Source organism: Microbacterium sp. XT11, from assembly GCF_001513675.1.
Taxonomy (GTDB): Bacteria; Actinomycetota; Actinomycetes; order Actinomycetales; family Microbacteriaceae; genus Microbacterium.
Genome location: NZ_CP013859.1, coordinates 1,867,172 through 1,881,591, shown reverse-complemented (window position 1 = coordinate 1,881,591; position 14,420 = coordinate 1,867,172). Strand labels below are relative to the sequence as shown.

The following is a 14,420-nucleotide window of genomic DNA, read 5'->3' as shown; positions in this document are numbered from 1 at the left end:
TCGGGCGCCGCGGTCAGCGCACCAGGTAGCCGCCGTCGACGGACAGCACGTGCCCGTTGACGAAGTCGGAGGCGGGGCTGGCGAGGAAGACGGTCGCCCCCATGAGGTCCGCGACATCCCCCCACCTCCCCGCCGGGGTGTGGTCGACGATGCGCCGGTTGGCGTCGGCATCGGCGCGCGTCTCCGCCGTGATCGGCGTGGCGAAGTAGCCGGGGGCGATGGCGTTCACCTGGATGCCGTGCCCGCCGAGCTCGTCGGCGTACGCCCTGGTCAGCCCGACGATCCCGTGCTTGGTCGCGGCGTACGCGGGCGAGCCGATGCCGCCGAGGAAGGAGAACAGCGAGGCGATGTTGATGATCTTTCCCGACCCCTGCGGGATCATGCGCTTCGCCGCCTCGTGCGACATCTCGAACGCCGCGGTGAGGTTGACGGCGATCATCGGGTCCCACCGCTCGCGGCCGAACTCGGTGACGTCGGCGATGCGGCTGATCCCGGCGGAGTTGACGAGCACGTCCACTCCCCCGAAGGCCTCGGCGCACCCCTCGATGACGCGAGCGGGCGCTCCCTCTTCGGTGATGTCGATGCGCAGCTCGCGATAGCCCGCACCCTCCTCGGCCAGCAGAGCGGCCGTCTCGCCGCCGTCGTCGAACAGCGTCGGGACGAACACGTCGGCGCCCGCCTTGGCGAGGGCCAGGGTGAACGCCTGGCCGAGGCCGGTGTTCCCCCCTGTGACGATCGCTCTCCTGCCGCGCAGGGAGAAGTGATCGAGGGAGAAGTCGGTGATGTGCACGAAGGCTCCTTCAGAGTGCGGGGCGGGCGAAGGGATCGGAGATGCCGATGTACGTGGTCTCGAGGTACTCGTCGATCCCCTCGAGTCCGCCCTCGCGGCCGATGCCCGACTGCTTGACGCCGCCGAAGGGCGCCGCGGGGTTGGAGACGAGGCCGGTGTTGAGCCCGAACATCCCCGTCTCGAGGCGTTCGGCGAGACGGAGGGCACGATCGAGGTCGCGCGTGTACGCGAAGCACACGAGCCCGTACTCGCTGGCGTTGGCGAGGCGCACGGCCTCGTCCTCGTCGCGGAACACGGTGATCGGGGCCACGGGTCCGAAGATCTCCTCCTGCAGGATGCGGGCGTCATGGGGCACGTCCGCGAGAACCGTGGCGGGATAGAAGTACCCCGGACCCTCGGGGACGCGCCCGCCGAGCGCGAGGCGAGCGCCGTCTTCGAGCGCGCCGGACACGAGGTCGGACACCTTCTGCCTCGTCGCGTCGTCGACGAGCGGCCCGAGCGTCGAGTCGGGCTCCGTGCCGCGGGCGCTGACGTACGCGCCCATGCGCGCGACCAGGCGCGCGGTGAACTCCTCCGCGATGCTCTCGTGCACGAGGAAGCGGTTCGCGGCGACGCAGGCCTCACCGCCGTTGCGCAGCTTGGCGAGCAGCGCGCCCTCGACGGCGGCATCGAGGTCGGCGTCGTCGAACACGAGGAACGGTGCGTTGCCGCCGAGCTCCATCGACACGCGCAGCACCTGGTGGGCGGCGTCGGCGATGAGGCGGCGGCCGACCTCGGTCGATCCCGTGAAAGACAGCTTGCGCAGTCGAGGATCGGTGAGGAGCGGCCCGGTGACCGCTCCGGCCCGGCTGGTGGGGATGACGTTCACGACGCCGTCCGGCACGCCGGCCTCGCGGAGAACCTCGGCGAACAGCAGCGCGGTCAGCGGAGTGAGAGCGGCGGGCTTGAGCACGGAGGTGCATCCGGCCGCGAGGGCGGGGGCGACCTTGCGCGTCGCCATCGCGAGCGGGAAGTTCCACGGCGTGATGAGCAGGCTCGGGCCGACGGGCCGCTTCGCCACGAGCAGGCGGTTGCGTCCGTCGGGCGCGGTGGCATAGCGACCGGAGATGCGCGGAGCCTCCTCGGAGAACCACCGGAGGAACTCCGCCCCGTAGGCGACCTCGGCACGCGACTCGGCGAGCGGCTTGCCCATCTCGAGCGTCATGACGAGGGCGAAGTCCTCTGCCCGCTCCGTCACGAGCTCGAAGGCCCGGCGCAGGATCTCTCCCCGCGTGCGCGGCGCGGTCGCCGCCCACGCCGCCTGGGCGTCGGCGGCAGCGGCCAGCGCGGCCATGCCGTCGTCGGGCGTCGCGTCGGCGACCTCGGCGAGCACCTCTCCGGTGGCGGGGTCGTGCACGGGGAACGTCGCCCCGGATGCCGCGGCGCGCCACTCACCGCCGATCAGCAGTCCGGTGGGAACGGAGGCGATGACCTCGGCCTCGCGCGCGGCGGTCATGCCGACACCTCCCGGCGCAGGTCGCGGCCGAGCAGCTCCTCGTACAGGCGCACCGGCGTCATCTCCCCCGCGCTGTCGCCGTAGCGGGCGCGTGCGCGGCGGAAGATCTGCTCGACGAGCGAGGACAGCTCCACCGGCATTCCGACGGAGCGGGCGAGGTCGACCGACAGGCCGAGGTCCTTGCAGGCGAGCGCGATGGCGAAGCCCTCGTCGTAGTCGCCGTGGTCGAGGATCGACAGCACGTCGCGCGAGACGAAGGTGCTGTTCGCGGGGCTCGCGATGAGCGCGTCGCGCAGCACGTCGAGGTCGACGCCGGCCGCCACGCCGACCGACAGCACTTCGGCCGTCGCGACGAGGTGCGAGAACCACAGCTGGTTGATCATGAGCTTCACGGCGTATCCGGCGCCGGGCCCGCCGACGTGGAGGATCCGCTCGGGGTCGCCCATGGCCTCGAACACCGGACGCAGACGCTCCACGTCGTCGGCCTCTCCGCCGACGAAGATCTGCAGCGTGCCCGTGGCCGCACCCACCGACATCCCGCTCACGGGCGCGTCGAGCAGATGCAGATCCCGCCCCGCCGTCGCGGCGCGCACCGCGGCCTGCACCTCGGGCACCGAGGTGGACATGTCGATCCAGGTGCCGCCGTCGGCGAGGCCGGCGACGAGCCCGTCCGGGCCCGATGCCACGGCCTCGACGTGCTTCGGCGTCGGCAGCATCGTGATGACGAGGTCGCTGGCTGCGGCGACCTCGCGCGGGGTCTCGGCCCACTGCGCGCCGCCGTCGATGAGGCCAGACGCCGACTCGCGGCGGAGGTCGGTGACGACGAGCGGGAATCCGGCCGCCTGCAGGTTGCGGGTCATGCCGGAGCCCATGTTGCCGAGGCCGATGAACCCGACGGTGGGTCTGGTCCCGGTGCGCGCGGGATCGGGGGCGAGGGTGGGAGAGCTCATCTGTCGTGCGTGTCCTTCGAAGCGGGGTCGGTGTCGGGGGCGGTGTAGAAGGGGTTGCGGGGCGCGTGCCGCGCGTCGAGAACATCGTCGAGGCGCGGCAGGGAGGCGGCGCCGTTCGCGAGCGCAGTGCGAGTGGCCTCGCGGTTGTTGCGGTAGACGGCATCGGCGTCGTCGGCCGAGGGATTGACCCAGACGGCGGCGATGAGGGCGTGCGTGTCGGCGGCCTCGCGCGGGATCACTCCGTCGGCGACGGCATCCGCGACGCCCGCGGCGACGCCCGCCTGCGCGGGTCCCCAGATGAGGAGTCCGTGCTCGTCACTCGCCGGTGCGGCCTTCGTGACGAACAGCGTCAGGGGCTTCACCGGGAGCGACGGCCGCAGGACGGCGACGAACGGCACGTGTCCCTGGCTGGGTCCGGCGAGGGCCGTCGCCCACGCCGTTCCCGCCGGGCCGTCCCTGTGACCGAGCACCGTGTTGATGTGCGCCGCGTTCACGCCGTCGCCGACGAAGCTCTCGCCCAGCTGAAGAGTCGCGGTCATCAGATGAGCCCCTGCTCTTCGAGCCAGTCGATCGCGACGTCCTCGGGGTCTTCACCGTCGACATCGACCTTGGCGTTGAGCTCCTGCATGACCTCGGTGGTCAGCAGCGGGCTCAGCTCGGCCAGCACGTCGGCGATGGCGGGGTAGTCGTCCAGCGTGCTCTGCTTGAGGGTGAAGCCGCCCTGGTAGCTGGGGAAGAACTCCTTGTCGTCCTCCATCACGACGAGGTCCAGGGCCGGGATGCGCCCGTCGGTCTGGAAGACCTCGCCGAAGTTGCAGTCGTCGCCCTTCTGCGCCGCGGTGTAGATGACGCCGGTGTCGAGCATCGTCACGTTCGCGTCGGGGGCGTCGAATCCGTATGCGGCCTTGAGTCCGGGCCAGCCGTCGTCACGTGTGGAGAACTCGCTCTCGATGCAGAACGTCTGATCGGCGCTGGGCAGGCCCGCCACGTCGCTCAGGGTCTTCACACCCAGCTCGTCGGCCTCGCTCTGACGGATGGCGAAGGCGTAGGTGTTGTTGAACGGCGCCGGGTCGAGCCACGCGATGCCCTTCTCGGCATCCGCCTCCTTGACCGCGTCGAACTGCGCCTCGGCGCCCTGCACCGGCGTCGTGTTGCCGTTGTAGGTGATCCACGACGTGCCCGTGTACTCCCAGTAGCCGAGGAACTGGTCGTTCTCCAGGGCCTGGCGCACGTTCGCCGAACCGACGAGCTTGGTGTTGGCCTCGACGTCGGCACCGTGGGCGTTGAGGAGCTCGGTGGTCATGTGCGCGAGGATGTACTGCTCCGAGAAGTCCTTCGAGCCGATCTCACCGGTGAGACCGTCGAGCTCGTCGCCTTTCGCGCCGGAGCCGCCGCCGGCGCCGGGGGTGCAGCCGGTGAGCAGGAGCGCGCCGGCGGCGAGGAGAGCCACCGAGGCGGATGCGAGGGTGCGTGTGTTCATTGCGGGTTTCCTTTCGGGAAGGGTGCGGTGTGTCAGAGGCCCTTGGGGCGGACGATGTCTTCCACGACGCCCGCGGCCCAATCGATGAGCACGGCGATCGCGGCGACGAGGACGGCTCCGACGACGAGCACGGGATATCGCTGGAGCTTGAGACCGTTGATGATCATGTCGCCGAGGCCGCCGGCGTTGATGAACGTCGCGACGGTGGCCACGCCGACCGCGAAGACGAGAGCGGTGCGCAGACCCGCGAGGATCACCGGCGAGGCGAGCGGGAGCTCGACCCGGCGCAGCACCTGCCCCGGCGTCATCCCCATGCCCCTCGCGGATTCGCGGATGCTCGGATCGACCTGGGTGAGGCCGGCGATCGTGTTCTGCAGCACCGGGAGGAACGAGTAGATCACGAGCGCGAGGAGCGCGGTGGTGAACCCGGTCTGCCAGACGATCGCTAGGAGGATCACGACGCCGATCGCGGGGGTCGCCTGTCCGATGTTGGCGATGCCGATCACGATGCCGCGGAAGGCCTTCGACCGCGAACGGCTCACGGCGATGCCCGCCGGGATGGCGAGCACGGCGACGAGCACCGACGCGATGATCGACAGCACGAGGTGCTCGCCGATGCGCGCGACGATGTAGTCGGCGTTGAGCGTGCGCTTCTCGATCGAGTCGAGGTCGAGGCTCGACACCCAGAGCCAGGTCACCAGCAGCACCGCCGCGACGACGATGAGCGGCAGCGTGCGCCGCAGCAGCACGGGCATGCCGCGCCGGGAAGCGCTCTGCGTCTGCATCGCCGTCGTCGCTGACGGCACCACCTGCGGGCCGGTCACCTCAGGCCTCCTCGACGGGGCGGGCGGCGCGCTCGGCGCCCAGCGCCGCGGAGATCGAGGCCTGGTCGATCGACCCGACGACAGCGCCGCCACGCGTGACGTTCACGCGTGCCGCTCCCGTCACGACGAGGGTGTCGAGAGCCTCGCGCAGCGAGGCCTGCTCGTCGACGGTCGCGGCGGGCGCCCCGGCATCCGCCGCGCCGATCCGGGCGTCGGTCACGGGGATCAGCGCGAGGCGCTTGAGCGCAGCGCCCTCCCCGATGAAGGAGCGCACGTAGTCGTTCGCCGGCTCGGCGAGGATGCGCGCCGGGGTGTCGAACTGCTCGATGCGGCTGCGGTCGCTGAGCACCGCGATGCGGTCGCCCAGGCGGATGGCCTCTTCGAAGTCGTGTGTGACGAAGATGATGGTCTTGCCGATGTCGGCCTGGAGTCGCAGGAACTCGGCCTGCAGCTTCTCGCGCGTGATCGGGTCGGTCGCGCCGAACGGCTCGTCCATGAGCATGACCGGCGGATCGGCGGCGAGCGCGCGGGCGACGCCGACGCGCTGCTGCTGGCCGCCCGAGAGCTGTCGCGGGTAGCGCTGGGCGAACGTGCCGGGGTCGAGCTGCACGGTGCGGAGCAGCTCGTCGACGCGCTCGGCGATGCGTGCCTTCGACCAGCCGAGCAGCTTGGGCACGATCGCGATGTTCTCGGCGATGGTGAAGTGCGGGAACAGTCCGATCTGCTGGATCACGTAGCCGATGTGCCGGCGCAGCTCGTTGCCGTCGAGTGAGAGCACGTCGTCGCCGTTGATGCGGATCGACCCGGAGGTCGGCTCGATGATGCGGTTGATCATCTTCATGGTCGTCGTCTTGCCGCAGCCGCTGGGTCCGACGAACATGACGAGTTCGCCAGGTTCGACCCGCAGGGAGAAGTTCTCGACGGCGGGGGCCGGCTGACCCGGGTACTGCTTGGTGATGCTGTCGAGGACGATGTCGACCCCGCCCTGCTGCGCCGCGAGGGAGGTGAGAACGCCGGTGTTCGTGGTGGTGTCAGGCACGGAGACCCCTTGAGGTGGTGAGACGGGAGACGAGCACGAGGATGCCGTCGAGGACGAGCGCGAGAATGATCACGGCGACGGTGCCGGTGAGGGCGTAGTTGAGCGCGTTCTTCGAGCCGAGCGAGCTCAGCCCCTTGAAGATGTACTCGCCGAGGCCGGGGCCGGCGACGTAGGCGGCGATCGCCGCGATGCCGACCGTGAGCTGGGCCGCGACGCGGATGCCGGTCATGATCACCGGCCAGGCGATCGGGAGCTGCACCGTGAAGAGGATGCGCGCGGGACCCAGGCCCATTCCCCGTGCCGCCTCGAGCACCGACACCGGCACCTCGCGGAGCCCGACGACGGTGTTGCGCACGACAGGGAGCAGCGAGTAGAAGACGAGGGCGACGACGGTGGGGAGCCACCCGAGACCCAGCACGGGACTGAGCAGGGCCAGAAGCGCGAGGGACGGGATCGTGATCGCGACGGCCGCTGCCGTAAGCACGGTCGTCCGGGCGAGGCGGCGGTTTCGGACCAGGATGCCGAGGCCGATGCCGATGACCGCGGCGAGGACCACCGAGATGACGACGACCACGAGGTGATCGCGGGTGAGCTCGACGATGTCGTCGGCACGGCGCGCGAGGAAGGCGATGAGGTCTTCCCAGGTGAATCCGGTCAAGAGGGCTCCTGTCTCGTCGTTGAGGCCTGTACCGGGGACGTGAGATTCACGGTAGCCGCTGTCACCATTTCGGCAAAGCGCGTTGTGTATATGGCAACTCGTGCTACGATCGCCCCGTGCCATCCACCGCAGCCCCTGCCCCGCGCCGCAATTCGTCAGGACTCGGACGAGACATCGAGATCCTCGAGCTCCTCGGCAGCGACGAGGCGCTGCGCGCCGGAGGCCTCGGCGTCTCGCAGGTCGCCCAGCTCACCGGCCGCGACAAGGCCGTGGTCTCGCGCACCCTCGCCACGCTCGCCGAGTCCGGCCTCGTCGAGCGCGACGCCGAGTCGCTGCGCTACCTGCTCGGCCCGCGCCTCTACGCCCTGGCCGCGCACACGGCCACCTCCACGCTCGTGCACGCGTCGCGGAGCATCCTGCGCCGGCTGGTGCAGTCCACGCGCGAGACCAGCCACCTGTGCGTGCTGCGCGGCGGCAACGTACTGACGCTCCTCAGCGAACTGAGCCCGCACGACGTGCGCACCACGGGGTGGGCTGGCACGACCACCGCGGCCTGGCGCACCCCGTCCGGCCGCGCCTTGCTCAGCGACTGGGACGACGAGTCCCTCGCGCGGTGGTACGACGACCACGGGCAGGATCAGCCGCTCGTCGGACGCTTCGACCAGGCCGACCCCTCCGGCTTCCCCGTGCTCGACTCTCCCCCGCCGGGCAACTCTCCGGTGACCGACCTCGCCAGCCTGCACGCCGAGCTCGCCCGCATCAGGGAGCAGGGTTATGCGCTGTCGGACGAGGAGCTCGAGTTCGGAGTCGTGGCGGCATCCGCGCCCATCGTCGACTTCACCGGCCGCATCGTCGCCGCCGTCAACGTCAGCGCACCCAAGGCACGCATCGGACCGCGTCTCGACGCGCTGGGCGCCCTCGTCTCGCGCGCGGCTAGGGAGCTGTCGCTCCGGCTCGGGGCGAGCTGAGCACCATCAGCCCCGCCGCGGAGGAGCGGTGCTGGAACGGATGACGAGCTCCGTGCCGACGAGCGGCGTCTCGAGACGTTCGCCTCCGTCCAGTTCGGCGAGGAGGGCGTCGACCGCGAGCGCTCCGACGCGCTCCGGATGCTGCTGCACCGTCGTCAGCGGAGGCCACAGCTGGGCGGCATCCGGCAGGCCGTCGAAGCCGACGAGACTGACGTCGCGCGGGACTTCGCGCCCGGCCTCGCGGAACGCCCGGAGGACGCCGATGGCCATCTGGTCGTTCGCCGCGAACACGGCCGTGACGTCGTCGCGATCACGCAGGCGCACGCCGGCGCGGTAGCCGGACTCCGCGCTCCAGTCGCCCTGCAGGGGATCGGGAACGACGCGGCCGTGCGCCTCGAGCGTCTCACGCCACGCGTCGCGCCGGCGCTCAGCGGAGTAGGACTTCGCGGGGCCGGCGACGTGCCACACCGTGTCGTGCCCGAGGTCGAGCAGGTGCTCCGTGGCGAGCCGCGCGCCCTGCGCCTGGTCGGTGTCGACGAAGGGATGCTCGGCCGCCCTGTTGGAGTCGACGAAGACCACGGGGAGCCCGTCGGGGATCTCGACGTCGGCCTCGTCGAGCTGGTGGGCCTCGATGACGATGATGATGCCGTCGACGGCGTGCTCCTCGAGTCGCCGGAACGCCCCGACGACCGTCTCCCTCGCGCTGGACTCGACGGGGATGAGGGTGAGCGCGTAGCCGAGCTGCGCCGCTCGCACGGCGATCGCGTCGAGCGTGCGCTGGTTGCCGTATGAGCTGAACGAGAACATCACGACGCCCAGCGTGCGGAAGCGACCGGAACGCAGCGCTCGGGCCGCGCTGTTGGGCCGGTAGCCGAGGCGCTGCATGGCCGCCTCGACGCGCTCCCGCGTGGCCGCACCGACGTATCCGCGGGCATTGACGACACGCGAGACGGTCTGTCCCGACACACCGGCCTCGCGGGCGACGTCCTCCATCGAGGGCTCACGTCGTCGAGGCGGATGCTCTCCGGGATCTGCTGCGGACACGCTCATCATCCCTTCGTATGTTGACGTTGACACATTACCAGTCGATCGCATATGTTGACGTTGACACATGGCGCACCCGCCACCCGGACCTGGAGAACCCGTCGATGACGACCGAAACCACAGCGACCGCCCTGCCGCTCCTCCGCGGCCGCCGTCGCGAGAAGCTCGACTGGAAGGGCTGGGCGTTCGTCGGCCCCTTCATGGTCGTGTTCGCCCTGGTGTTCCTCACACCGCTCGCCTATGCCCTGTACCTGAGCTTCTTCCAGGAGAAGCTCATCGGAGGAACGGCGTTCGTCGGCCTCGACAACTACGTCAGGGCGCTCACCGACCCGCAGTTCTGGGAGGCGTTCGGCCGGGTGCTCCTCTTCCTGGTCGTACAGGTGCCGATCATGCTCGCCCTCGCCCTCGCCGCAGCGCTCGCGCTCGACAGCGCGCGGCTGCGCGGAGCATCCTTCTTCCGCATCCTGATCTTCCTCCCCTACGCCGTGCCCGCGGTCGTCGCCGTGCTCATGTGGGGGTACATCTACGGCGACCAGTTCGGCCTCACGAGCAACATCAACGACCTCATCGGCGTCGACGCGATCACGCCGTTCGCGAAGGAGTGGATGCTCGTCTCGATCGGCAACATCGTGACGTGGGAGTTCGTCGGCTACAACATGCTGATCTTCTACTCCTCGCTCAAGACGATCCCCTCGGAGATGTACGAGGCGGCCGCACTCGACGGGGCCGGCGCCTGGCGCACGATCTTCTCCATCAAGATCCCCTCGGTTCGCGGCGCCCTGGTGATCGCCACGATCTTCTCGATCATCGGCAGCTTCCAGCTCTTCAACGAGCCCAACATCCTCCGCCCGCTGGCCCCGAACGTGCTCACGACGTACTACACGCCGAACATGTACGCGTACAACCTCTCGTTCGCCGGACAGCAGTTCAACTACGCGGCGACCATCGCCATCATCATGGGCGTCATCACCGCCGTCATCGCCTACGTCGTGCAGCTGCGCGGCTCGAAGTCGGAGGTGCGCTGACATGGCACTCCCCCTCGCCCGTTCCGGTCGGCGCGACCCGCTCAACCCGCGGAAGTCGACGACCCTCCTCGTCGTCATGATCGCGTACGCGCTGTATACCCTGGTGCCTCTCGTGTGGCTGCTGTTCAGCGCGACCAAGACGCAAGCAGGCCTGTTCAGCTCGTTCGGCCTGTGGTTCGCCGACGACTTCGCCTTCTTCGACAACCTCGTCGCCACGTTCTCGTACCGCGACGGCATCTTCGTGCGCTGGCTCGGCAACACCCTGCTCTACGTCGTGGTCGGCGCCGGCGGTGCGACGCTGCTGGCGACCATGGCCGGATACGGACTGGCGAAGTTCCGGTTCCCCGGCCGCCGAGCGGTGTTCGCGATCGTGCTCGGCGCCGTCGCGGTGCCAGGCACCGCCCTCGCCGTGCCGACCTTCCTGCTGTTCAGCGAGCTCGGACTGACGAACACCCCGTGGGCGGTCATCATCCCCTCGCTCATCAGCCCGTTCGGCCTCTACCTCATCTGGGTCTTCGCCTCCGAGTCGGTGCCGACCGAGCTGCTCGAAGCCGCGCGCATCGACGGAGCGGGCGAGTTCCGCACGTTCTTCACGATCTCGCTGCGGCTGCTCGCGCCCGGCATCGTCACGGTGGCGCTGTTCACGGTCGTCGCGACGTGGAACAACTACTTCCTGCCGCTCATCATGCTGTCCGATCCCGCGTGGTATCCGCTCACGGTGGGCCTCAACCAGTGGAGCGCGCAGGCCATCGGCGCCGGATCGCAGCCCATCTACAACCTCGTGATCATGGGCTCGCTCCTCACCATCATCCCCATCGTCATCGCCTTCCTGCTGCTGCAGCGGTTCTGGCAGTCAGGTCTCACCGCGGGGAGCGTCAAGCAGTGACGCCGCCTCCCGCACCCTCGCATCACCCGGTCCACCGTCGGACCATACCCGAAAGGACACAGCAATGAAGCACCTTCCCTCCCCCGCCGCACGACGTGCGCTGGCAGCGCTCGCGGCCGGCACCGTCGCGGCTCTCGCCCTGGCCGGCTGCAGCGCCGGCGGTTCGGAAGACGGCGCCGCCGCAGGCGACGGCACGTTCGACTCCGTCAAGGCCGCGCTCGAGAAGGGCGGCGAGATCACCTACTGGTCGTGGACGCCCTCGGCGGAGGCCCAGGTGAAGGCGTTCGAGAAGGAGTACCCGAACGTCAAGGTCAACCTCGTCAACGCGGGGACCAACAACGAGGAGTACACCAAGCTGCAGAACGCCATCAAGGCGGGCTCAGGAGCGCCGGACGTCGTGCAGATCGAGTACTACGCCTTCCCCCAGTTCGCGCTCACCGACGCCTTCGTCGACCTCTCGCAGTACGGTTTCGCCGACTTCGAGGACGACTACACCGCGTCGACCTGGAACTCCGTGACCGACGGCGACGCCATCTACGGACTCCCCCAGGACTCCGGCCCCATGGCCCTCTTCTACAACAAGGCGGTCTTCGACGCGGCGGGCGTCGCCGTGCCCACGACGTGGGACGAGTACTACGAGGCCGCCAAGGCGATCCACGCGGCGAACCCGAACGCGTACATCACCAACGACACCGGTGACGCGGGCTTCGCGACCTCGATGATCTGGCAGGCCGGCGGCCGGCCGTTCCAGACCGACGGCACCGACGTGACCATCGACCTGCAGGACGCAGGCACGAAGAAGTGGACCGAGAACTGGAACCGCCTGGTCTCCGAGGGACTCGTGTCGCCGACGTCCAGCTGGAGCGACGAGTGGTTCCGCGGTCTGGGCGACGGCAGCATCGCCACGCTCGTGATCGGCGCGTGGATGCCCGGCAACCTCATGTCCGGCGCTCCCGACGGGGCGGGCGACTGGCGCGTGGCACCCATGCCGACCTACGACGGCACGGCGGCGAGCGCGGAGAACGGCGGAGGCGGCCAGGCGGTCACGAAGCAGAGCAAGAACCCGGCCCTCGCCGCGGGCTTCCTGTGGTGGCTGAACAACTCCGAGGAGAGCATCTCGATCTTCCTCGAGTCCGGCGGCTTCCCGTCGACCACCGCCGAGCTCTCCAGTGACGAGTTCCTCAGCGAGGCACCCGAGTACTTCGGCGGCCAGAAGATCAACGAGGTCCTCGCGGATGCCGCGAAGAACGTCGTCACCGGCTGGAGCTACCTGCCTTACCAGGTGTACGCGAACAGCATCTTCGGCGACACCGTCGGCCAGGCCTACCAGAACCGCACCGACCTGAACGCCGGGCTCACCGACTGGCAGGACGCGCTCGTCGAGTACGGCAACTCTCAGGGCTTCACCGTCAACAAGTAACACCCGCGGGGTGGGCGACGCCGAGCTGCGCCGCCCACCCCGTCTCAACGAAAGCAGCATCGTGACGAGCTTCTCCATCGGCGACGCCGACTTCCTCCGCGACGGACGCCCTCATCGCGTGCTCTCCGGCGCGATCCACTACTTCCGGGTGCACCCCGACCTGTGGCAGGACCGCATCCGCAAGGCGCGTCTGATGGGGCTCAACACGATCGAGACCTACGTCGCCTGGAACGCGCACGAACCACGGCGCGGCGAGTGGGACGCCACCGGGTGGAACGACCTCGGCCGGTTCCTCGACCTCATCGCGGCCGAGGGCATGGACGCGATCGTCCGCCCCGGGCCCTACATCTGCGCCGAGTGGCACAACGGCGGCCTGCCGGTGTGGCTCACCGGCGGCGGACGTGCGCTCCGCTCGTCCGACCCCGGCTACCTCGCCGACGTGAGCGCGTACCTCCAGCGCGTCTACGAGATCGTCGCCCCCCGGCAGATCGACCGCGGCGGACCGGTCGTGCTCGTGCAGATCGAGAACGAGTACGGCGCCTACGGCGATGACAAGGACTATCTGCGCGCCCTCGTTCGCGTGACCAGGGACGCAGGCATCACCGTGCCCCTGACGACCGTCGACCAGCCGACGGACCGGATGCTCGCCGACGGCAGTCTCCCCGAGCTGCACAAGACGGGATCGTTCGGCTCACGCAGCGCCGAGCGGCTCGCGACCCTGCGACGGCACCAGCCCACAGGGCCACTCATGTGCTCGGAGTTCTGGGACGGCTGGTTCGACTGGTGGGGCGGCGTGCACCACACCACCGACGTCCACGCCGCAGCGGCGGATCTCGACGAGCTGCTGGCCGCCGGAGCATCCGTGAACGTCTACATGTTCCACGGCGGCACGAACTTCGGGCTCACCAACGGCGCGAACGACAAGGGTCGCTACCTGCCCCTCGTCACCTCGTACGACTACGACGCCCCCCTCGACGAGGCGGGGAACCCCACCGCGAAGTTCTACGCCTTCCGTGACGTCATCGCCAAGCACGCCCCGGTGCCGGAGGAGCTTCCCGCTCCGCCCTCACCCTCGGCGGCGTTCACCGCGCCTCTGGAGCGGACCGGGACCTGGACGGATGCCGCACCGGCGGCGGACGCGTCGTGGGAGCATCCGCCCTCGTTCGATGCGCTCGGGCACCTGAGCGCTCTCGTGCGCTACGAGACCGAGCTGCCCGGCTCGCGCGGAGGTCTGCTGCTCGTCGAGGACGTGCGCGACCTGGCGTGGGTGAGCGTCGACGGCTCGCCCGTCGGCACGCTGTCGCGCACGCGCCACGACCGGGCGCTCGCGATCCCCGCGGGGAGCACGCTCAGCATTCTCGTGGAGGATCAGGGTCGCGTGAACTACGACCATCGCCTGGGCGAGGAGAAAGGGCTGATCGGCGCGGTGTCGCTCGACGGCGTCCGGCTCACCGGATGGCGTGCGACGCCGCTCGACGTGGCGGAGCTGGCCGCGGCGACGCTGCCCGACACCGGCAGCGGGCCGGCGGCGTGGCGGGCGGAGTTCGCGCTCGACGAGCCGGGCGACCTCTTCCTCGACACGGACGCGTGGAGCAAGGGGTACGCGTTCGTCAACGGCTTCTTCCTCGGACGGTACTGGCGCAACGGCCCGACGCGCACCCTGTACGTGCCGGCGCCGGTCACCCGAGCCGGCGCGAACGAGCTGGTCGTGCTGGAGCTGGAGCACCTGGTCTCGCCCGTCGCCGCGTTCGTCGCCACACCGTCGCTCGGCGCAACCGAGGAGTAGCAGTCCATCCCGTTCGAGTCGCATGATTTGCCCGCTCCCGCCGCGAAACGGGGCA

14 protein-coding genes are annotated in these 14,420 nt (G+C 69.8%); 5 read left to right on the top strand and 9 right to left on the bottom strand.

What is annotated here, in order from left to right:
* Nucleotides 1-13: 13 nt before the first annotated feature.
* Genes AB663_RS08665 through AB663_RS08630 form a run of 8 tightly spaced genes read right to left on the bottom strand, consistent with a single transcriptional unit; the run spans nucleotide 14 to nucleotide 7,236 of the window.
* Nucleotides 14-790 (bottom strand): SDR family oxidoreductase, encoded by a 777-nt coding sequence (locus tag AB663_RS08665; protein WP_067197978.1) that lies wholly within the window; start codon nucleotides 788-790, stop codon nucleotides 14-16.
* 10 nt (nucleotides 791-800) lie between these two features.
* Nucleotides 801-2,285: an NAD-dependent succinate-semialdehyde dehydrogenase gene (locus tag AB663_RS08660; protein WP_067197976.1), complete on the bottom strand. Its 1,485-nt coding sequence runs from the start codon at nucleotides 2,283-2,285 to the stop codon at nucleotides 801-803.
* A complete protein-coding gene (locus tag AB663_RS08655) occupies nucleotides 2,282-3,235 on the bottom strand; it encodes an NAD(P)-dependent oxidoreductase (protein ID WP_067197973.1) in 954 nt (317 codons plus the stop codon). Before AB663_RS08655 ends, AB663_RS08660 begins: the two co-directional genes overlap by 4 nt.
* Nucleotides 3,232-3,774 carry a formaldehyde-activating enzyme gene (gene fae, locus AB663_RS08650; RefSeq protein ID WP_067197971.1) on the bottom strand — a complete coding sequence of 181 codons (543 nt, stop codon included), beginning with the start codon at nucleotides 3,772-3,774 and terminating at the stop codon, nucleotides 3,232-3,234. The genes AB663_RS08655 and fae overlap by 4 nt, the downstream gene beginning before the upstream one ends.
* Nucleotides 3,774-4,715, bottom strand: a complete 942-nt coding sequence (locus AB663_RS08645) for a glycine betaine ABC transporter substrate-binding protein (RefSeq protein ID WP_067197969.1) — start codon at nucleotides 4,713-4,715, stop codon at nucleotides 3,774-3,776. Before AB663_RS08645 ends, fae begins: the two co-directional genes overlap by 1 nt.
* A 32-nt stretch (nucleotides 4,716-4,747) precedes the next feature.
* Nucleotides 4,748-5,500 carry an ABC transporter permease gene (locus tag AB663_RS08640; RefSeq protein ID WP_067202465.1) on the bottom strand — a complete coding sequence of 251 codons (753 nt, stop codon included), beginning with the start codon at nucleotides 5,498-5,500 and terminating at the stop codon, nucleotides 4,748-4,750.
* A 40-nt stretch (nucleotides 5,501-5,540) separates the two neighbouring features.
* Nucleotides 5,541-6,578 (bottom strand): ABC transporter ATP-binding protein, encoded by a 1,038-nt coding sequence (locus AB663_RS08635; protein ID WP_269465166.1) that lies wholly within the window; start codon nucleotides 6,576-6,578, stop codon nucleotides 5,541-5,543.
* Complete coding sequence (locus AB663_RS08630) at nucleotides 6,571-7,236, bottom strand: ABC transporter permease (protein ID WP_083511182.1); 666 nt, start codon at nucleotides 7,234-7,236, stop codon at nucleotides 6,571-6,573. Before AB663_RS08630 ends, AB663_RS08635 begins: the two co-directional genes overlap by 8 nt.
* A 116-nt stretch (nucleotides 7,237-7,352) precedes the next feature.
* Between AB663_RS08630 and AB663_RS08625 the strand changes: the two genes are divergently transcribed.
* Complete coding sequence (locus AB663_RS08625; protein WP_067197966.1) at nucleotides 7,353-8,204, top strand: IclR family transcriptional regulator; 852 nt, start codon at nucleotides 7,353-7,355, stop codon at nucleotides 8,202-8,204.
* A gap of 6 nt (nucleotides 8,205-8,210) precedes the next feature.
* On the opposite strand, the gene AB663_RS08620 is transcribed toward AB663_RS08625, so the two are convergent.
* Nucleotides 8,211-9,197, bottom strand: coding sequence for a LacI family DNA-binding transcriptional regulator (locus AB663_RS08620; RefSeq protein WP_083511181.1), 987 nt, complete (start codon nucleotides 9,195-9,197; stop codon nucleotides 8,211-8,213).
* A gap of 155 nt (nucleotides 9,198-9,352) precedes the next feature.
* Between AB663_RS08620 and AB663_RS08615 the strand changes: the two genes are divergently transcribed.
* From AB663_RS08615 to AB663_RS08600, 4 genes are all read left to right on the top strand, one after another.
* Entirely contained in the window at nucleotides 9,353-10,273 is a 921-nt protein-coding gene (locus tag AB663_RS08615; RefSeq protein WP_067197963.1) for a carbohydrate ABC transporter permease, read from the top strand.
* A gap of 76 nt (nucleotides 10,274-10,349) precedes the next feature.
* Complete coding sequence (locus AB663_RS08610; protein WP_442922672.1) at nucleotides 10,350-11,159, top strand: carbohydrate ABC transporter permease; 810 nt, start codon at nucleotides 10,350-10,352, stop codon at nucleotides 11,157-11,159.
* A 64-nt stretch (nucleotides 11,160-11,223) separates the two neighbouring features.
* Complete coding sequence (locus AB663_RS08605) at nucleotides 11,224-12,579, top strand: ABC transporter substrate-binding protein (RefSeq protein ID WP_067197958.1); 1,356 nt, start codon at nucleotides 11,224-11,226, stop codon at nucleotides 12,577-12,579.
* A 61-nt stretch (nucleotides 12,580-12,640) separates the two neighbouring features.
* Nucleotides 12,641-14,365 (top strand): glycoside hydrolase family 35 protein, encoded by a 1,725-nt coding sequence (locus AB663_RS08600; RefSeq protein ID WP_067202451.1) that lies wholly within the window; start codon nucleotides 12,641-12,643, stop codon nucleotides 14,363-14,365.
* The last annotated feature ends 55 nt before the right edge of the window (nucleotides 14,366-14,420 follow it).